Below are 19,211 nucleotides of genomic sequence, written 5' to 3' on the forward strand. Positions count from 1 at the left end.
ATTTAGAAATGAGCAGGTAATACATCCTCTTAATTTCGGTAGGCTTGGTAAAAAAACAGAAATCTCCAATCTGTTCTTCTAGTTTAATCATTGGGAAGGCAGAAATCTAAATGCCTGAAATTAAATCCTTTTCAATTAAATACCTTAATTCCAATAATGATATACCCTCCTCTGGAGTTTGATCTATATTCCAATCAAGAAATTCCAGCGTGCCAACAAATGAAATCACATTATACTCTCCCAATATATGATCGAGGTAAAGAAAGAATAATGCCTGACTGCCGATTAAATTTGAATTCAAATTCTTGATATAGACTGCGGCATTCACCTTTTGATGGGTAGAGTCGATCTCTGGGATCACTAGAATATGACTACTTGGGAATTCGGTATCCTCAAAATTTAGGCTAATCTCATCTTTAGCTTGTCGAAACTTATGGACTATCCAATTATCAATAACTGGCTTAGCTTCAAAAATAACTTCCACTGGCCTAAGCCCCTCTTTCTGACCATCTGCACTTAAGATCAAGACAGTTTCCCCATTTTCACCAATAGTCATTTCAGGGTAAAGCATGGGATGATATTCTCTAGCCTTTGCACTTAATTGATTGTAGATCCCGTAATCCTTAAAGTCGGATCGGATAAAATCCTCCAATTCATTTTTATGGCGAATCACCCATTTCCAGAATTTTTCTTCCCTAGTGGAACGTTTAAAAATAGTAATGGCCATTAATTTAGAATTATAACACTATCCACATTCATTAGCTTATCCGAATTAAACATGGCAGCAGGAGAAATCACCTTTTCATCCAATGGAATCTGATCCCCGTATCGCTCTTTCAATTTAGCTTTAACCTGATCATGACTAAGGTCAAAGTCCGCAAGCCTTTCTAAAGCCCCGATTTCAATTCCAGTTGCCTGCTGGTAAATTTTCCATACCAATTCAGAGCAATACATTTTATCGTCAGACCATTCAAAGTATATATCATAGGGCTTGCCCATATATTGCTCTCCTATTCGCCTCATTTTCTTCAAGGTGATTGAATCTAGAACCTGGTCTGCGTTTTTCAAACGCTTTATTACATAATGCCCCTCTTTACCTCGAGCGATCCATTTTTTAAGGGGTGTTAGGCGTACCGGCTGTACCGCCTCATAAACGAAATACTGGCCTTGCTTCTCATAAATTATCCCCATATGACTGTATGGAGAGTGGGTCGCCAATTGAATGGCTTTGCTTTGAGCTGACTTTGAGCTTTGGAAAATTATATCGCCACTTTGAATCCTTTGTTCGAGGGAATGAGCTTCCCTTAGCTCAACATCTTGGACGACCACTTCTCCGAATTGATACATTTTAAAGCCCAATAACTAATCAAGCCTACAATTCCCAGAGCCAAAGCAATTAGAAGTCTTTTTCTCATCCAAGATTAAGGTTTAGGGCTTTAATATACTTGGAGTTTCTAGCAATTGCTAAGTTAAACTTCTAGCTTTTTAGGCGGCATGGCTTTAGATGAAGAACTGCGATTAAACGCATTAGATAGGCAAGCGAGCTTAGGCCTGTAAAGAAATAAAAGCTGATCCTAATGGGCTAATCATTATCCTTGAAAAGGTTCCTGGATGACCGCCGCCTCCCCTATTTTACAGATACCACTCTCTGATTTTCGGTCAGTAGTTCACCTTTCTTCAGCTTCATGGAGAATTGAGCGGCTCCTTCTGCAGACATATGCACCAGATCATTAAAACACTCATCCTTCATTTTCATATCTCCGTAATCGTAGAAGGGTATTTCTGGGTAGTGCTTAAAATAGAAAGCATAGAATTCAGGCTGAAGAACTTCCACGGATTCCCATAATAAGTGATGAACCGGAGGATTAATGAATATCAATGCAATTCCTTCCCTTTTACAGTAGTCTACGATCTTATTTAAAAAATACAATTCGTGTTTTGAAGTATCAAAATTCAGATCACCGACCTCAATTTGCTCTACTGCTACAAATCTCCTTTTCGCACTTTTTAGCTTGTTAACAGTTTTGCTTTCAGATCCTTCACCGTAAGTAGCCCTACCTGCAAATAAAAGCTGAAACCCAATTAAAGATTGAGACATAAAGGCCCTTAAAGTTTCCTTTGGCCTTAAGGAGTATAAATAGTGCAACTCTTCTGTATTTAATAGGGGCAAGTAAAGCTTTAACTTATCATTCAGTTGAGTTTCATTTAAAAACCACTTTCCACCGATACTGGTTGAAATATTTCTGGAGTTAAAGCCCAGAAAGAGCGTATCGATTTGAGGATTCAGTTCCTTGAGTTGCTTGAGCTTGATATAGCTATAAAAATAAGGGTCGCCTCCATGTGCATAATTCTTATACTCGGGTAAATAGGTTTCGTCAAAAGACAGATTCATTTGTGAATTCCCAAGGACTAAGACATGCTTTTCGGATTTAATCTTGAATGGACCTAATTTACTTCCGAGGAATACTCGGTTAACTAAAAACATTAGTCCAATAAACAAGCCCAGAACCAGGAAGAACAGCAATACTTTGCTAAGAAATGTTCGCATCGGACTAAAAATCAAAATAGATAAAATCCTGTCGGGCTCCACCGAAATAAAATAAGAGAATCCCTAAGAAACCATACAATGCCCACCGATACCTTCTTTTCCAGTTTAAACCCAAAGTTTCCAAGCTATGCTTGTCTTTTCGATAGAGCCATTCCACCAAAAAGAAAACCATGACCATTAATATAATTCCAAGCGCTTTCTTTCCTCCTGCTAAATTGGGCATGGCTAATAAGGAAGGTGAAAAAATTCCATTGAGATAAGCCCAAGCATGGCTTATACTTTCTGCCCGGAAGAAAATCATGGAAAAGCCCGTAAGACTAAATACCTTCATCATCTGAAGCATTTCTTTAACTGAAGGCATGATCTTGCCTTCTGCTACCAGTCCGGTATACTGAACCATTTCCTTTCTGAATAGAACAAATGGTAACATGTAGGTTGCATGGATAGCGCCCCATACAATGAATGTCCAGTTTGCCCCATGCCAAAAGCCAATTACTAAGAATTGTAATACCGTTATAAAGGCCAGCTTTGTGGTACTTTTTCTATGCTTCAAGGCTAATGGCAGATATAAGTAATCCCTAAACCAGGTTGTAAGCGATATATGCCATTTGCGCCAAGCCTCAGGTATATTCCTCGAAAAATACGGATAGGAAAAGTTCTTCATCAAGTTAAAACCGAAAAGGCGAGCAGTGCCAATTGCTATATCGGAATAACCTGAAAAGTCAGCATAGATTTGAATGGTGAAAAATATGGCGCCTAATACCAGTGCACTTCCATTATAATCTGAAATTCCCCCAAAAGTTTGATTAGCGAAATTGGCACAGTTATCCGCAATAACCATTTTTTTAAATAATCCCCAAAGCATTTGACGTAAGCCATCTACTGCCTTTTTATAATCAAAATGTCTCGGTTTATAAAATTGCGGTAAAAGATTGGAGGCCCTCTCAATTGGACCAGCCACTAATTGTGGGAAAAAGCTCACAAAAGCTAAAAATCCGATTAAATCTTTAGTAGGCTCTAATTTTCGCTTATAGACATCTATTGTGTAGCTCAATGTCTGAAAAGTATAAAAACTAATTCCTACAGGAAGAATGATATTTAAGGAGTCCCCAGCAATTTCATAGCCGAAAACAGTAAATGCTGCTTTAAAATTACTGAGAAAGAAGTTGTAGTATTTGAAGAAGCCTAAAAGACCAAGGTTTGTAAATACACTTAACCAAAGGAGTGTCTTTCTCTTTTTGGGACTAAGTTCTCGAGTTAGGCCTCGACCAATTGCAAAATCAACAAGGGAACTAAATACTATTAGAGATAGAAACCTCCAATCCCACCATCCATAAAAAACATAGCTCGCCAGTAAAAGAAAAGCGTTTTGAAGCTTCAGACTAGTATTCGTCAAAAACCAATAGACCAAGAACACTACTGGTAAAAAAACCGCGAAATCTATGGAATTAAATAGCATTTGAAATTTTACAATAAGTATTTATATCTACTTTAAATCAAAATAACTTGCACAACAAACTATTCAATAATAAAATTATCTACCCAAATTTAATCAGGCAGAAAAACACCAGTAAAATTTCAAATTCATGCGAAGCAGTTTTTACTTTAAAATATAATTCAATCTTAAATAATGCTATCTGATCAAAAATCCAGACCACATTACTCTGTCTTTATATCTTAAGTAAATACAACAAAGAAACTGCTTCCACAAAGATATATTCTTAATCCAAATTATTCCTAATTGGACTATAGGGTTTTTCTGTTTTTTTAAAGTTCCCAAGGAAAAGCCATCTCGAAAAGCCATCTCGAAAAGCTTGAACCTATAAGTTGATTCTGATTGAGTTCTTTGGTCATACACCAAAAATCCTCGGGCTGTCGCCCTGTATTTTTCATTTCTAGCCCTGGCTTGCAAGCAAGCTTACGCCGGGAAGGATTAGCAAGCTGATCCTGATAAGACTCAATGGTCATTCACCAAAAATCCTCGGGCTAGCGCCCTGGCTTTTTCATTTCTAGCCTTGGGCTTGCAAGCGAGCTTGCGCCGGGAAAAGGATTAGCAAACTGATCCTGCTAAAGCTCAATGGTCATTCACCAAAAATCCACGGGCTGTCGCCCTGGCTTTTTCATTTCTAGCCTTGGGCGTGCAAGCAAGCTTGCGCCGGGATAAGGATTAGCAAGCTGATCCTGCTAAAGTTTAATGGTCATACACCAAAAATCCGCGGGCTGTCGCCCTGTATTTTTCATTTCTAGCCTTGGGCGTGCAAGCAAGCTTGCGCCGGGATAAGGATTAGCAAGCTGATCTTGGTTAAGCTTAATAGTCATACACCAAAAATCCGCGGGCTTTCGCCCTGTATTTTTCATTTCTAGCCCTGGGCTTGCAAGCAAGCTTGCGCCGGGAAAAGGATTAGCAAGCTGATCCTGATAAGGCTCAATGGTCATTCACCAAAAATCCACGGGCTAGCGCCCTGGCTTTTTGTTTTAAGCTCCATAGGCTTGCAAGCGAGCTTGCGCATGGAGCTTAAAACAAAAATCCCCTCCGGTTGCACCGGAAGGGATTTTTGGTGATCGCGACAGGATTCGAACCTGTGACCGTCTGCTTAGAAGGCAGATGCTCTATCCAGCTGAGCTACGCGACCTTGGTCTTCCTAAATAAATTAGGGCTGCAAAAGTAAAACTAATTCCCTAGCCCCGCCAAGGCATTTTGCAATTTCATAGCTTAGAGGCTTCAATTACCAACCATGACCTTTAAATTTCTCAAAGAAGACCTCTCAGCCTCCCTCGTTGTATTCCTGGTCGCCGTGCCTCTCTGTTTGGGTATTGCCGTGGCCTCTGGCGCCTCACCTCTATCGGGCTTAATTGCCGGTTTAGTAGGCGGCATTGTGGTAGGCAGCATTTCCGGTTCTCAATTGAGTGTGAGTGGTCCGGCAGCCGGTTTAACGGCTATCGTTTTAGATGCCATAACTTCCTTACCCACCTTTAATGCCTTCCTACTCGCGGTAGTAATAGCCGGGGTCATTCAGTTTTTATTGGGCAGCTTTAAGGCCGGAGTAATTGGTTACTACTTCCCTACGGCCGTAATTAAAGGCATGCTTTCGGCTATTGGACTGATCCTAATCCTCAAGCAAATTCCCCATGCCCTAGGCGACGATAAAGATTATGAAGGGGATAGTACCTTTATCCAATTCGATGATCAAAACACTTTTACCGAAATTGTAATGGCTATCCAGAACCCAGCTATGGGTGCGGTGATCATAAGCCTGGTTGCACTTGCCCTGCTCATTCTTTTCGATAGCCAATTCTTTAAACGCTTCTCCATTTTTAAAATCATTCCCCCTGCCCTTTTAGCTGTACTGAGTGGCGTAGGTCTCAATAGCCTTTTTTCTGCTTACAAACCCGAATGGGCCCTGCAAGACCTGCATTTGGTAAGCATCCCTACCAGTGAGGATTTAGGGGGGCTCTGGGCCCAATTTAGCTTTCCGGATTGGTCGCATTTTAGCAATCCTGATATTTATATGATTGCGATAACCATCGCCTTAGTAGCCAGTATTGAAACCCTTCTAAGCATTGAAGCGACCGATAAACTGGATCCTAAGAAAAGGATTACTCCTGCTAACCGCGAATTACAGGCTCAAGGTGTAGGCAATATGCTAAGCGGCCTATTAGGTGGATTACCTGTTACCGCCGTAATTGTTCGCTCCTCAGCAAATATCAGCTCTGGAGCTCAAACTAAGCTGGCTGCAATTTTTCACGGTGTCTGGATTGTTCTGAGTATTATTTTCCTGGCGGATATCATGAATCTCATTCCCCTCTCAGCTCTGGCAGCTGTTCTATTGGTGGTAGGCTATAAATTGGTGAAACCCTCCCTGGTTAAATCCATGTACAAAAAGGGCCTCAATCAATTTATCCCTTTTGTTGTAACTATCGTAGCTATCTTATTAACCGACCTGCTTATTGGCATTGGCATTGGTATGGTGGTGATGGTATTCTACATCCTAAAAAGCAATTTCTTTAGTGCCGTACATTATGAGAACTTAGGGAATAACAAAATCCTCATTCGCTTGAATAAGGATGTCTCCTTCCTCAATAAGGCCATTATCCTCAACCACCTGGAAAAGGTGCACAGCGGAGCGGAGGTTACCCTAGATGCCCGTCGTGCAGAATTTATTGATATGGATATTCAAGAGGTGATTGATGATTTTGTGCAATCAGCCCCCGAGCGCAATATTAAAATTGACTATCGGCCTTTTATTCCGCATTAAGCGACAAAGCCTCGATCTGCTGAAGATAATCTTGCACCCGACTTTTATAGGAACGTGAAACCGGAATTTCGGTGCCGCCAATACTCACTTCCGTGGGATGGATGCTTTGGGCCTGCTCCGGATTAATAATGAAGGAACGATGCACCCTTAAAAAGCCCTGTGGCAAACGCTCTTCCAACTGCGATATACGCTCACGGGTTTGCAATTGTTCTTGCTCCATAAAAAAGGTACACTGCTCATTCTTGCTTTCGATGTAGAGCAATTTGCGCAGATCAATCTTGATTTGCTTTCGATCCGAGATTAATTCAAACCACAGCGGACCAGCCTCTCTTTCCTTTTCCACTTTGGTAGGACGAAATAGTCGATCCTGAACCAAAGTAAAGAAGAGCATATAAAGCCAGAGAAACAGAGGATTTACAAGAACCTTGGGCAGGCGATCAAATTGCAATTCGAATATGAACCAATAGGCCCCTACCATTCCCAACCATTCAAAATAAAGCGAAAAAAGCAAGAGGTAGAATAAATGTAACCATCGCCAATTACTTTGAGACCTTCTCCATAGTAAAAGGCCATAGTTCATTAAAGCCGCACCCGGCAATAGAAATGTAGCCAGCATTAAGGCGGCTGAAAAACTCCCTAAAAGACTCTGGTAAATGAGGGTCATGATCAGCAAAGCGATCAACCAGAATGAAATTTGTTTCAGTACTTTCACGCTGTAAATATGCAGCGAAATCCCTCTGTATACAAGGAAGCACGGGTTTTAACCTTTTAGTTTCGGGTTTCGACTTTGCAGGAAAAGGGCCTTTTGAACGTGATTTGAAGCAAATAAAAAACAATTTATCATGCTAGAGTTTTTTTACATGGGTGGTCCGCTTTTTATGAGCTTGATCAGCCTGGCCCAAATCGCTATGTTCATCGCAATGATTTTACATTTTCAAGGTAAAGACACCCGACATTTAGTACGTGAGGCAGGTTTGCTTGCTCTTGCCCTGGGAATCTTAGGTCAGCTTATTGGGCTATACGAAGCCTTTAAAGGCATTGAACAAATGGGTGGGGTTTCCTCAGCTATGTTAGCTGGCGGACTTAAAGTTTCTATGATTACCACTCTGTATGGATTGGTAGGTTTCATCATTAGCCGGCTATACTTGCTTATCCGTAAGTAATTTGAAAAGCGGAACCAGACAGGCTTTTCAGGTTCCGCTTTTTCTTTGGTTTTGAAATTCATTTATTTAATCGCTTCTCGCGGGGCTCTTACTAATTTGTTGATATATTTTTTCAATCTTCACTTACAATTAAAATGCATTAAATAGCTTTATATCAGTATGTAAAGCTAAGCATGTTCCCAGCAAATATTCCTTTTACAACTAAGTACAAGTTTTATTGGAATAGTATTTTAGTTGTTTTAATCTGTCCATTAATTGTACTTAGTCAGGATATTCCCTATTGTCATTATTCTGTAAACGAGGGCCTTCCCAGCTCTCAGGTCTATAATGCAGTACAGGATAAAAATGGACTGCTTTGGTTTTCTACAGATAGAGGATTGGTTCGATATGATGGAATTGAATACAAGACTTTTACCCGTGAAGATGGATTACCCGAAAATTCGATTTTAAGACTCTTCCCTCAGGATGATGGCAGTATTTGGGGCATAAGCCTCAACTCCAAGCTCTTCTATTTTGATTATCAAGATCAAATCATCCACCCCTATTCCTTTAATGATAGTATTCCTCAGATTGAAAACCGACCGAAGATTCTGAGTATTTACAGAAGTCCTGATCACTACCTCTATCTAGCTTTCTCAGGACTGGGTTTTTATCGCCTGGATTCTTTGGGTCTTGTTGAACATTTTGGTCTGGAATCTGACCCAAGTGAGCAATTACCTTTTTATTTGGTGGGACTCAAATCAAAACTGACTCCAAACCAAAACACCTTTGTCTTTGCCTTAAAAGAGCCCAATCTTAGTAGAGAACTCTTCCCTTATGCCGATTTGGACTCAGTTCTGATAGACAGAGAGGCCTGGAGTCCGCATTACCGGATGACTTGGCCCTCAGGACGAGCCCCCCTCTATTACTATTACAATCAATGCTATTATCAGCCCAAGGCGCCTCCCATCAAAACGCAGTCTCGCATCTTCGGAATCGGGGCCTTCAACTCCCAATATTTCTGGATTGCTGAAAGTGGAAAGGGATTAAAAATCTATCGCTCCGATGGAAGTTTAATAGATTCTATTCTTCCTAATAAATCCATCAGTGATGTATTAGTAGATCAATCCGGAGGCTGGTGGATTTGCACCCTCTACTCCGGTATCTACTACCTTAAAAATCCCTACTTCCGAAAAATTGCCCTTCCCAGTCATTTTGATGAAAACCTGGATCAGATTGATCATCATCCGCAAGAAGGCATATTAGCGGGAACCTATCTCATTCCTTCTATTTATTCGATTGCTCAAAAAGCGGAGATCTATCCCTAAAGAAAATTTCGTCAATTCCTTTGCAGTAAGGTTCATCATGCCTTTGTGTCCAAAGAAGAATATTCGAATAGACTGTGGATTGCTGATCAATTCTATAAAGCTAAAAGCAGCTTAAACCTGCGCAGTATCAGCGAAGACCCTCAAAGCGGTGAAATCTATCTTATCTACCAAAATCCCTATATCGAGGTTTTGGATTCCAATTTACAATTCCACCATTATGCCTTAGATCAAAGGGTTTTATCCGCCTGTAATAGTGCCGACTCCGGATGGTTTATCGGTTCGTCCAATGGTCTTTATCATTTGGATAAAAATGGAAAGCAGAGATCCCTAAGCCATCGCTATCCAGGATTTCAATTACCGATTAACCAAATTGCCAAACACCAAAACGGCTATTTGTTTTGCAGTCAGGGTAATGGCTTAATCGTTTGGAATGCAGACAGTGTTTTCTCCATTAGAGCTAAAGATGGATTGATTTCCGATTTTTTAGAAAACCTTTATATCGATAATGAAAATCAAGTTTGGCTTATCAGTAAACAAGGCTTTAGTCGAATTCAATTCGACTCCCAATGGCAGGCTCAAATTCGGACTACCGGTCCTGGCTCCGGACTACCCGAAGGGGAATTACGCAATCTGGTGGTAGATGATAACTTGCTTTGGTTTACCAGCTCCAGCGGCTTGTACACTTATGCCTATACCCAAGATACCATCGCTTCGATTGAAAAGTCATTTCTTCATTTTAAAAGCCTTCAAGCCGGTTCCAAAACCCAGCCTTTAGCCAGCGAAGAGCTAAAACTAGGCGCCAATCAAAACAAATTGAATATTCAGTTTGAGGACATCTTTTACCGTCAAAAGGGTGCTATACAATATCGATATCGACTTAAAGGTCTTGAAGAAGACTGGCATTATTCCAAATCCGGTGAGGCGATCTATCCCGAAATTCCGCCTGGTAGCTATAGCTTCGAAGTAGAGTCTAATATTGCTAATGCCGGCTTCAAAGGTCATCAGGGCTTTAGTTTTAATCTTGCTGCTCCATTCTATCAGCAATGGTGGTTCTATCTTCTGGAGGCATTGGCGCTTGCCTCGGTACTCTATGCTTTTTTCAAGGTTCGCATCCTGATTTACAATCGTGATTTGGCCCGGGAAATTTTACGTTTCACTCTAAGGTGGTTACGGCGTAAAAGTAAAATCTTGGTTATTCAAGATAAGGGTCAAATTACCCGGATTCCGGTGGAAGATATTTGGTATTTACAGGCTTCTGCCAATTATGTGGAAATTGTTAGCATGCACGGTCGACATAGCACCCGCGGCAAAATCAGCGAAATGCAAGAGCAACTCCCAGAGCCGCTGGAGTTTTTGCGGGTACATCGCTCCTACATCGTTCGTTTGGATAAGATCTACCAGATTCATCCCAAGCAAATTACCTTACTGAATGGTGAAAAGCTTCCTTTGGGAAGCTCCTACCAAGCGGAACTATTGAAACAGGCTGAGCGAAAAGCGGGCATAAAAAAACGCCCCATAAAATGAGGCGTTTGATATTCTTGTATGCTTCGGCTTAGCCACCGAAGTCGTCGAAACTTACGTTTTCTGGTGGTACACCCCAGTCGTCGCACATCTTTAATACGGCGGCGTTCATCATAGGAGGTCCACAGAAATAGAACTCAATTTCTTCGGGTTCTGCATGCTTAGAAAGGTACTGATCGATTACGGCTTGGTGTACAAAACCGGTAAATCCATCTCCTTCCTTATCATCTACACTTTTCTTTTCAGTCCAGTTATCTTCTGGTAATGGCTCAGAAAGTACAACGTGGAACTGGAAGTTCGGGAATTCCGCTTCAATTTTCTGGAAATCATCCAGGTAGAAAAGCTCACGCTTAGAACGACCACCGTACCAGTAACTTACTTTACGGCCGGTCTTTAAGGTGTGGAATAAGTGGAATAAGTGTGAACGCATGGGCGCCATACCTGCACCACCACCGATATAAAGCATCTCGGCCTCGGTTTCTTTAATAAAGAACTCTCCGTAAGGACCGGATACGGTTACCTTATCACCAGGCTTTTGATTAAATACATAAGAAGAACAGATTCCAGGATTTACATCCATCCATCCGTTTTTAGCACGATCCCAAGGTGGAGTAGCAATACGAATGTTCAACATCACGATATTACCTTCTGCAGGGTGATTGGCCATGGAGTAAGCACGGAAGATGGTTTCATCATTCTTCATCTTAAGATCCCAAAGACCAAACTTATCCCACTCTGATTGGAAATCGTCAGGTTTACGTCCTAAACGTGGATGAGCGGTGATATCGATATCCTTATAATCTACTTCACAAGCAGGAACATCAATTTGGATATAACCACCGGCTTCGAAATCGAGGTTTTCACCTTCCGGTAATTTAACCACGAATTCTTTAATAAAGGAAGCTACGTTGTAGTTAGAAACCACTTCGCATTCCCACTTCTTAATACCAAAGATCTCTTCTGGAACGTGGATTTTCATATCTCCACGAACCTTCACCTGGCAACCTAAGCGCCATTTTTCTTGTACTTCTTTACGGGTAAAGTAACCTACCTCGGTAGGAAGAATTTCACCACCACCTTCAACAACCTGGCATTTACACATGGCACAAGTACCGCCACCACCACAGGCAGAAGGAAGGAAAATTTTCTCGTTACCAAGGGTAGTAAGTAAGGTGCTACCAGAGTCTACTTGACGGTCTTCGCCGTTGATATTCAAGGTAACAGGTCCACTGGGAGAAAGCTTGGCTTTGGCGCCCAGAAGTACAGATACCAACAGAATAATCAGTAAAAAGAAGACTACGATACTGGAAATGATAACCGTACTGGTCGATAATAATACCATCAGTTCTTAATTTCTTAGTTACAATTTAATTCCCATGAAGGCCATGAAGGCGATTCCCATCAATCCGGTTACGATAAAGGTAATTCCTAAACCACGCAAAGGGGCTGGAATATGGGAGTAACGGATTTTTTCGCGGATGGCTGCAATAGCAACGATGGCTAAGAACCAACCCACTCCACTACCTAAACCGAATACAGTAGCTTCACCAATGGTATTATAGTTACGCTCTTGCATAAAGAGGGCACCACCAAGGATAGAACAGTTTACCGCGATCAAAGGCAAGAAGATACCCAAAGCTCCGTATAGAGCCGGTGCAAACTTCTCTACAATCATTTCTACCAACTGCACCATAGAGGCAATTACCGCGATGAACATGATAAAGCTTAAGAAGCTTAAGTCAACTTCAGCGAAATCCGGTCCTAACCAGCTTAAAGCGCCTTCTTTCAAAATGTAGTTTTCCAGTAAGTAGTTCACCGGAACGGTAATGCCTAATACAAAGATTACCGCTGCTCCTAAGCCCACCGCAGTATTTACTTTCTTCGATACTGCCAAGTAAGAACACATGCCTAAGAAGTAGGCAAAGATCATGTTCTCAACAAAGATGGATTTTACAAATATGTTTATTAACTCTTGCATGATGGCTTAGTTTTCTTCGATCAATTCAGTGTTACGTGAACGCTGTACCCAAATGATAATCCCTACGGTAATAAGGGCCATTGGAGGTAAAAGCATTAAACCGTTATTGCTGTAAAAACCTCCTTCGCTTAAGTACCAAGACTCAGGTACAATTTGAAATCCGAACAATTGACCGGATCCCAATAATTCACGGAAGAAAGCTACGGTTAATAAGATCCAGGCATATCCGAATCCATTACCTAAACCATCAAGGAAAGATTTCCAAGGGGTATTACCCAAGGCGAAGGCCTCGAAACGTCCCATGATAATACAGTTAGTGATAATAAGACCTACGAATACCGAAAGCTCTTTACTAACATCGTATACATAAGCTTTCAATACCTGGTCTACTAAAATTACCAAGCTGGCAACTACTACCAATTGAACGATAATCCGGATTCGGTTAGGAATCAGGTTACGCATTAAAGAGATCACTACGTTACCGGCACTCAATACGAACAATACCGAAAGCGACATTACCAAAGCCGGATACAGCTTTACGGTAATCGCAAGGGCCGAGCAGATACCTAAAACCTGAACGGTAATCGGGTTACTGTCGTTAAGGGGGTCCGTAATCAGTTTGCGGTTTTTCTTGCTAAAGAGCGATTCACGCTCCTTCTTTACTTCTTGTACTTCCGCCATGATTCTATTGATCGATAGTTGCTAAACGATTATCTTCCATAGTACCTGCTGATGCTGTTTTCACAGTCTTCAGGTAGTCTACATAACTCTTCATGCAGTCAGAGATCATAGTTTGAACTCCTACTGAAGTAATAGTTCCACCGCTGATACCATTTACTTGGTGCTCGCCGGAGGCATTACCCTTCATTACTTGAATGCCAGTAAAAGAACCATTGTCTTCTAACATTTCTTTACCGGGGAAAAGACTGGTAAAGCTCTCGCCTTTAATCTCAGCTCCTAAACCAGGAGTTTCGGATTTGTGATCGAAGGTGGCTCCGTAAATGGTGCTCACATTTTTCTCCAAAGAGATGTATCCCCAGATAGGACCCCAAAGTCCTTTTCCACGCATTGGAATGATATAGTAAGTTTCACCGTCTTTATCTGCAATGTATAAGGGCGCATTGCGCTCCATTGGAGCTTTAGCTACCTCTTTAGACATCTCCACATCAAAAGCTGCGATACCACTTACTTCTTTGGAGTTATTGATCACTACTTCTTTAGTGATGTACTTATCATAGGCTTCCTCAGCTTCCTCGCGAGATACTTCAATATTGATAGAAGAAAGGATGTTTTGCATCTTCTCCAATCGGATATTGTTATCCTGCATAGGTTTTAAGCTCGTGGCGGCAAAAGATAACATAGCCGCTACTACGATCACCATGACCGCAGCGAAGGTAAATGTGTATGAATTCTTATTAACGTCCATCTTATGCTGCTTTTACGGTTGCCAAACGTTTTTTACGCTTGTTGATATTAGCCTGAATTACATAGTGGTCGATCAGAGGAGCCATTACGTTCATAAAGAGAATGGCCATCATAATACCTTCTGGATAGGCAGGGTTAAATACGCGAATCATAATCGCGAAGAAACCTACCAAGAATCCGTAGATCCATTTACCACGGTTGGTCTGTGCGGCTGATACCGGATCAGTAGCCATAAAGACAATACCGAAAGCAAAGCCACCCATAATAAGGTGTTGCCATCCTGGTAAACTCATAAAGGATTGTTGCTCTGGAGAGATCGCATGAGGAGCAAAGGCATTGAAAAGGTATCCCATGGCTAAAGCGCCAATCACACCGCTCAACATTATTCTCCAGCTAGCAATACCAGTGTACAATAAGATTGCGGCACCAATTAAAATGGCTACCGTAGATGTTTCACCAATAGAACCCGGAATAAAGCCCATGAACATATCCCAAACTGAGTACTGTACATCTCCGCCAGTGGCGTAAGATCCTAAAACAGTAGCTCCGGAGAATCCGTCTACTACTGATTGACCAGCATCAGCACTGGTGTTGATCCATACTTTATCACCACTCATATAAGTAGGATAAGCAAAGAAGGCAAAGGCACGAGCGGTTAATGCGGGATTCAGGATGTTCATCCCGGTACCACCGAATACCTCTTTACCAATTACCACGGCAAAGATTACTGAAACTGCTACCATCCACAGCGGAATGTCGATTGGCATAATCAAAGGAATCAACATCCCTGATACCAGATAACCTTCCTGAATGGAGTGTTTCTTAATGATACAGAAGATAAATTCTACTCCCAATCCTACCCCGTAGGAAACGATGAGCATAGGAACGATTTTCATCGCCCCCCAAAGGAATTTATCACCAAAAGTCATGGTTTCAGCCAGGCCTAAGGCAGTGTAATGCAAATTACCGGCATTCCACATACCGAATAAAAGTGCAGGAACCATGGCCATTACCACGGTAATCATAGTACGCTTCAGGTCAATAGCATCGCGCACATGCGCTCCACTATGGCTGGTGTGTCCCGGAGTAAAAAGGAAGGTTGCAAAACCGTCGTATACCGGGTGGAGTTTTTCGAACTTACCGCCTGCTTCAAAATGCGGCTTAACGCTGTCGAGAATATTCTTGAATAGTTTCATCCTAATCTGTTTAGTCGCCTAATTCATCCAACATTAAATCCAAGCCCTCACGTAAGGTTTCCTGTACCGGAATCTTAGAGGTACAAACTACCTCACAAAGCGCCATATCTTCCTCGGCCACCTCATAGATGCCCAGGTTTTCCATCGCTTCGATATCCTTAACCATGATAGACTTTAATAGTTGTACCGGATAAATATCAAATGGGAATACCTTTTCGTACTCGCCGGTTACAACAAATGCACGCTCTTCACCATTTAAATTGGCATCCAGATTCAAGCGCTTATTAGGCATCATCCAGTTAAAGAGGGCACGGGAAATACTAAACTTGTTGAAGTTAGGAGCCATCCAACCAAAGAACTGGTCTTCTCCACCTTCCGGCATTACGGTAATTTGATTATCGTAAAAGGACAAATAACCTTCAGAAGGAATTTGATTACCAGTAAGGATGTTTCCAGAAATATAACGGTTGTTTCCAGCCGCTACATTGCCTTCCAGGATCGACTTCACATTGGCACCAATCAGGGCCTTATAATAACGAGGCTTAGATACCTGAGCACCAGCCAGAGCCACACTACGTTGCGCCTGGAACTGACCACTCATAAATAAGCGCCCGATCATAATTACATCTTGTAAGCCTACAGTCCAAACGGTTTCTCCTTTATTAATAGGAGCCACAGCATGCATTTGCACACCAGGATTTCCCGCAGGGTGTGGACCGGTAAAACGATGCATCACCGCTCCTTCCACCTTAAAGGCTTCTGAAGGATTAGTACGACCATCTAAACCTAAATGCACTTTACCATCGGTAAGTTGCATTAAAGCTTTGATACCGGTTTTAAATTCGGCTTCCTGTCCGTGAACCACAAAATCCGCATCCGGTGCCAAAGGAGCACTGTCGAAACAAGATACCCAGATATCACGGGGTACACGGTCGGGATTCGCTACAATGTTGTAGGGGCGTTGCTTCACCAGAGGCCACATACCAGCTTCTACGATTTTGCCTTTCACCTCATCTCTTTTCAGAGAAGCAGGATCGGCAGAACCGAAATCGCGGTAGCGAATCTCTTTGTCAGCTAATACACGAACTTCCAGAATTCGGCGTTTCTCTCCTCGAACCACTTCGGCGATTTCACCACTAACGGGCGAGCCAAATGTGATTGCGGGACGACCCTTGTCGAAAAAGATCGGATCACCGGCCAGAACTTCATCCCCTTCTTTCACTTTAAGCTTCATGCGAATTCCCGGGAAATCCGAAGGCTTGAGAGCATAGGTGCTGGGGGTGTCGGCAGTTGCGAAAATTTTCTCCGCTTCGCCTTGCAGCTTGATATCTACGCCCTTTTTAATTTTGATAACTTCTGACATCGAATGGAATCAAAAAATTGTCATTATTATTGGCTTGCAAAATTAAGACGAAGCTTGAGCCCGCCTAAACTACGCGCAATTTAGAACTCATCTAAATTGGCGGCAAATTTAAAGCTTAAGTCGCAATAATTCAGACCCAAACGCATTTTTTACTCATGCCCTATCGCTCCCTATTCCCGCGCCTCTTTTTTATCCTGCTGATATCGCTCCCACATTTCGGCTTAGCCCAGACCCAAGAGTACTATCAAAATGATAAGCTTCGTTATGAGGACTATATCTACCAACCTGGTATCCGTTCGGTGCGACTGGTTCCCAGGGGTAATGATCTCGCTATGCCAGTGATAGCCTTAAATAGCGGTGAAACCCTGGAACTGAGTTTTGATGATCTTTATGAGGAGTTCACCAATCTTTCCTATGCGATTTACCATTGCAATGCCGATTGGACTCCATCAGACATCATGCGCAATGATTACCTCAATAATTTTAGTGATGATTATATTCAGGACTTTGAGTATTCTTTAAATGCCTTTATCCCCTACACTCATTATAATCTGCAAATTCCCAATAATCAGGTAAGCTTTAAGATTTCCGGGAACTACCTGCTTTTAGTGTATCGTGATGGTGATCCCGAAAAGAGGGTTTTGAGTAAACGCTTTATGGTTTATGAAGAAATCGTTCAGGCCGGAGGCAGGGTAAAACGTCCTACCCGTGTAGAGAAAATCGACACCCATCAAGAACTGGACTTCACCTTATCCCATGGCTCCTACCCCATTCCTAATCCCTTTACTGATTTGAAGGTGGTCCTGATGCAAAATCAGCGCTGGGATTTAGCCATTAAAGATCTGAAGCCTCAATTCCTGCAAAATGGTCAACTCATCTATCAATATGATGATGAAAACACTTTTGAGGCCAATAGCGAATGGCGCAACTTCGATATTAAAAACCTCTACAGCCTCAGTTTAAATGTGCGTCAAATTCGGCAAGACACCTTCTTTAAGGTATTCTTGAAAAAGGATCAAAGTCGGGCGGTGGAACGCTACTCTACCCTCTTTGATATTAATGGCCAATATCGAGTTCGACGCCTGGATGCTACTAATTCCGATTCCGAAGCCGACTATGCCCTGGTGGATTTCTTCCTCGATTATCCCAATGAAATAGGTTCGGATGTGTACCTCTTTGGTGAGTTCACCGATTGGAAGATGTTACGGGAATACAAGATGTATTACGACGCAGATCGAAGAGCCTATCGCTGCCAGGCCTTGCTAAAACAGGGTTTTTACAATTATGCCTATGCCGTAAACATGCAAGGGAAGGAATATGCCGACCTCAGTTTTTTAGAAGGCAGCCACTGGCAAACAGAGAACGATTATCAAATTTTGGTTTACAATCGAGAAATAGGCAGTCGCTACGATCGACTAGTTGGATTTGCTACCTTTAGCTCCAACGACCTATTTAACCAAAACGACTGATGCTCAAACGGCAAAAAGGCAGCGAATGCCTCAATTGCGGCCAAGAAATTGGCGATGCTAATTATTGCAGCAATTGTGGTCAGGTAAATGATACCCGACGTCTCACCTTCATCGAATTAATCGGTGAATCTCTTTCCAACTTTTTTGCCGTCGACGGACGAGTTTTCCGCACTCTTAGAGATGTTCTAATTAAACCCGGAAAAGTAGCCACAGACTTTAGGCTTGGTAAAAGGATGCGCTATATGAATCCGGTGCGCTTCTACTTTCTTGCCTCTATCCTACTGATTACTTCCATTCAATTGAACCGCGATGCTAATCTGGTGAATAGTAATATTGATCAGGAAAGTATCAGTCGCCTCAAAACGCTAAGCGATGAGGAACGCGAAAGCGCCATCCAAAAAGCGGAAGATAAATTGAATGATTTCGAAGATCCCAGCTTAGCTATTCGCTTTTCTGCCATGAGCGATTACCTATTGGTGAAACCCGAGGGCAGCAAGGAAGAACTCTACCAACGCTTGAATCTTGAGCCCGGTTTCTGGAATGATTTCGCTTTCGAACAAGCGCAAAAGACAGCGAAATTCGGGCATAATCAAAAGGATAATTTTGAGAGCTTTAACCGCGAGCTCATCTCAAAGCTAGCCTGGATTCTTTTCCTCTTTATCCCAGTTTTAGGACTGGTTTTAAAGCTTTTATACTTCCGTCGCGATTTCTATTACCCCGAACATCTCTTCTTTACCCTATATCAACAGGGCCTGTTTTTCTTTGTTTCTTTCCTCTACAATTTGGTAATTGATAATCAGACGGTATTCATTCTCATCATCTTACTCTACGGAGTGCATTTGTTTATCGCGATGCATCGTTTTTACGGTCAAACCTGGGGGAAAACCTTCTTTAAATACCTCCTGGTAAACATCTTTGGTCTACTAAGTTTTGTGGCCTTTTTTATGCTATCCCTGGTTTTGGTTTTCATTCTCATGTAAGAAGG

Annotated in this window: 17 protein-coding genes and 1 tRNA gene; 6 read left to right on the forward strand and 12 right to left on the reverse strand. The window is 42.0% G+C overall.

Annotation, left to right across the window (positions count from 1 at the left end; translation table 11 throughout):
- Nucleotides 1-106 precede the first annotated feature (106 nt).
- The 5 genes from H4K34_RS01820 to H4K34_RS01840 all read right to left on the reverse strand — a co-directional run bounded on the left by H4K34_RS01820 (nucleotide 107) and on the right by H4K34_RS01840 (nucleotide 5,181).
- Nucleotides 107-727: a hypothetical protein gene (locus H4K34_RS01820; protein ID WP_210759132.1), complete on the reverse strand. Its 621-nt coding sequence runs from the start codon at nucleotides 725-727 to the stop codon at nucleotides 107-109.
- On the reverse strand, nucleotides 727-1,347 hold the full coding sequence (locus H4K34_RS01825) for a YiiX family permuted papain-like enzyme (protein ID WP_210759133.1): 621 nt from the start codon (nucleotides 1,345-1,347) through the stop codon (nucleotides 727-729). Before H4K34_RS01825 ends, H4K34_RS01820 begins: the two co-directional genes overlap by 1 nt.
- A 280-nt stretch (nucleotides 1,348-1,627) precedes the next feature.
- A complete protein-coding gene (locus H4K34_RS01830) occupies nucleotides 1,628-2,548 on the reverse strand; it encodes a hypothetical protein (protein WP_210759134.1) in 921 nt (306 codons plus the stop codon).
- A 4-nt stretch (nucleotides 2,549-2,552) separates the two neighbouring features.
- Entirely contained in the window at nucleotides 2,553-3,602 is a 1,050-nt protein-coding gene (locus H4K34_RS01835) for an MBOAT family O-acyltransferase (RefSeq protein WP_322107636.1), read from the reverse strand.
- Between the two features lie 1,502 nt (nucleotides 3,603-5,104).
- Nucleotides 5,105-5,181 (reverse strand) — tRNA-Arg (locus H4K34_RS01840).
- A gap of 102 nt (nucleotides 5,182-5,283) precedes the next feature.
- Between H4K34_RS01840 and H4K34_RS01845 the strand changes: the two genes are divergently transcribed.
- Nucleotides 5,284-6,804, forward strand: coding sequence for a SulP family inorganic anion transporter (locus H4K34_RS01845; protein WP_210759136.1), 1,521 nt, complete (start codon nucleotides 5,284-5,286; stop codon nucleotides 6,802-6,804).
- Here H4K34_RS01845 and H4K34_RS01850 read toward each other — a convergent pair.
- A complete protein-coding gene (locus H4K34_RS01850) occupies nucleotides 6,791-7,516 on the reverse strand; it encodes a LytR/AlgR family response regulator transcription factor (protein ID WP_210759137.1) in 726 nt (241 codons plus the stop codon). The genes H4K34_RS01845 and H4K34_RS01850 overlap by 14 nt on opposite strands.
- 130 nt (nucleotides 7,517-7,646) lie before the next feature.
- On the opposite strand from H4K34_RS01850, the gene H4K34_RS01855 reads away from it, so the two are divergent.
- The 3 genes from H4K34_RS01855 to H4K34_RS01865 all read left to right on the forward strand — a co-directional run bounded on the left by H4K34_RS01855 (nucleotide 7,647) and on the right by H4K34_RS01865 (nucleotide 10,798).
- Nucleotides 7,647-7,967, forward strand: a complete 321-nt coding sequence (locus tag H4K34_RS01855) for a MotA/TolQ/ExbB proton channel family protein (RefSeq protein ID WP_210759138.1) — start codon at nucleotides 7,647-7,649, stop codon at nucleotides 7,965-7,967.
- Nucleotides 7,968-8,140: 173 nt separating this feature from the next.
- Entirely contained in the window at nucleotides 8,141-9,274 is a 1,134-nt protein-coding gene (locus H4K34_RS01860; RefSeq protein ID WP_210759139.1) for a ligand-binding sensor domain-containing protein, read from the forward strand.
- A 45-nt stretch (nucleotides 9,275-9,319) separates the two neighbouring features.
- The gene (locus tag H4K34_RS01865) at nucleotides 9,320-10,798 is read left to right on the forward strand and encodes a LytTR family transcriptional regulator DNA-binding domain-containing protein (RefSeq protein ID WP_210759140.1); all 1,479 of its coding nucleotides are present in this window, start codon (nucleotides 9,320-9,322) and stop codon (nucleotides 10,796-10,798) included.
- A gap of 28 nt (nucleotides 10,799-10,826) precedes the next feature.
- On the opposite strand, the gene nqrF is transcribed toward H4K34_RS01865, so the two are convergent.
- Genes nqrF through H4K34_RS01895 form a run of 6 tightly spaced genes read right to left on the reverse strand, consistent with a single transcriptional unit; the run spans nucleotide 10,827 to nucleotide 16,757 of the window.
- Nucleotides 10,827-12,137: an NADH:ubiquinone reductase (Na(+)-transporting) subunit F gene (gene nqrF / locus H4K34_RS01870; protein ID WP_210759141.1), complete on the reverse strand. Its 1,311-nt coding sequence runs from the start codon at nucleotides 12,135-12,137 to the stop codon at nucleotides 10,827-10,829.
- An 18-nt stretch (nucleotides 12,138-12,155) separates the two neighbouring features.
- Nucleotides 12,156-12,773, reverse strand: coding sequence for an NADH:ubiquinone reductase (Na(+)-transporting) subunit E (gene nqrE, locus H4K34_RS01875; protein ID WP_210759142.1), 618 nt, complete (start codon nucleotides 12,771-12,773; stop codon nucleotides 12,156-12,158).
- A gap of 6 nt (nucleotides 12,774-12,779) precedes the next feature.
- Nucleotides 12,780-13,454, reverse strand: a complete 675-nt coding sequence (locus tag H4K34_RS01880) for an NADH:ubiquinone reductase (Na(+)-transporting) subunit D (RefSeq protein ID WP_210759143.1) — start codon at nucleotides 13,452-13,454, stop codon at nucleotides 12,780-12,782.
- A gap of 4 nt (nucleotides 13,455-13,458) precedes the next feature.
- A complete protein-coding gene (gene nqrC / locus H4K34_RS01885; protein WP_210759144.1) occupies nucleotides 13,459-14,199 on the reverse strand; it encodes an NADH:ubiquinone reductase (Na(+)-transporting) subunit C in 741 nt (246 codons plus the stop codon).
- A gap of 1 nt (nucleotide 14,200) precedes the next feature.
- A complete protein-coding gene (locus tag H4K34_RS01890) occupies nucleotides 14,201-15,394 on the reverse strand; it encodes an NADH:ubiquinone reductase (Na(+)-transporting) subunit B (protein WP_210759145.1) in 1,194 nt (397 codons plus the stop codon).
- Between the two features lie 10 nt (nucleotides 15,395-15,404).
- Nucleotides 15,405-16,757: a Na(+)-translocating NADH-quinone reductase subunit A gene (locus H4K34_RS01895; RefSeq protein WP_210759146.1), complete on the reverse strand. Its 1,353-nt coding sequence runs from the start codon at nucleotides 16,755-16,757 to the stop codon at nucleotides 15,405-15,407.
- Between the two features lie 155 nt (nucleotides 16,758-16,912).
- Between H4K34_RS01895 and H4K34_RS01900 the strand changes: the two genes are divergently transcribed.
- Entirely contained in the window at nucleotides 16,913-18,226 is a 1,314-nt protein-coding gene (locus tag H4K34_RS01900) for a type IX secretion system plug protein (protein WP_210759147.1), read from the forward strand.
- Nucleotides 18,226-19,206, forward strand: a complete 981-nt coding sequence (locus tag H4K34_RS01905) for a DUF3667 domain-containing protein (RefSeq protein WP_210759148.1) — start codon at nucleotides 18,226-18,228, stop codon at nucleotides 19,204-19,206. The genes H4K34_RS01900 and H4K34_RS01905 overlap by 1 nt, the downstream gene beginning before the upstream one ends.
- Nucleotides 19,207-19,211 lie beyond the last annotated feature (5 nt).

It is taken from the genome of Croceimicrobium hydrocarbonivorans (genome assembly GCF_014524565.1).
Lineage (GTDB): Bacteria > Bacteroidota > Bacteroidia > Flavobacteriales > Schleiferiaceae > Croceimicrobium > Croceimicrobium hydrocarbonivorans.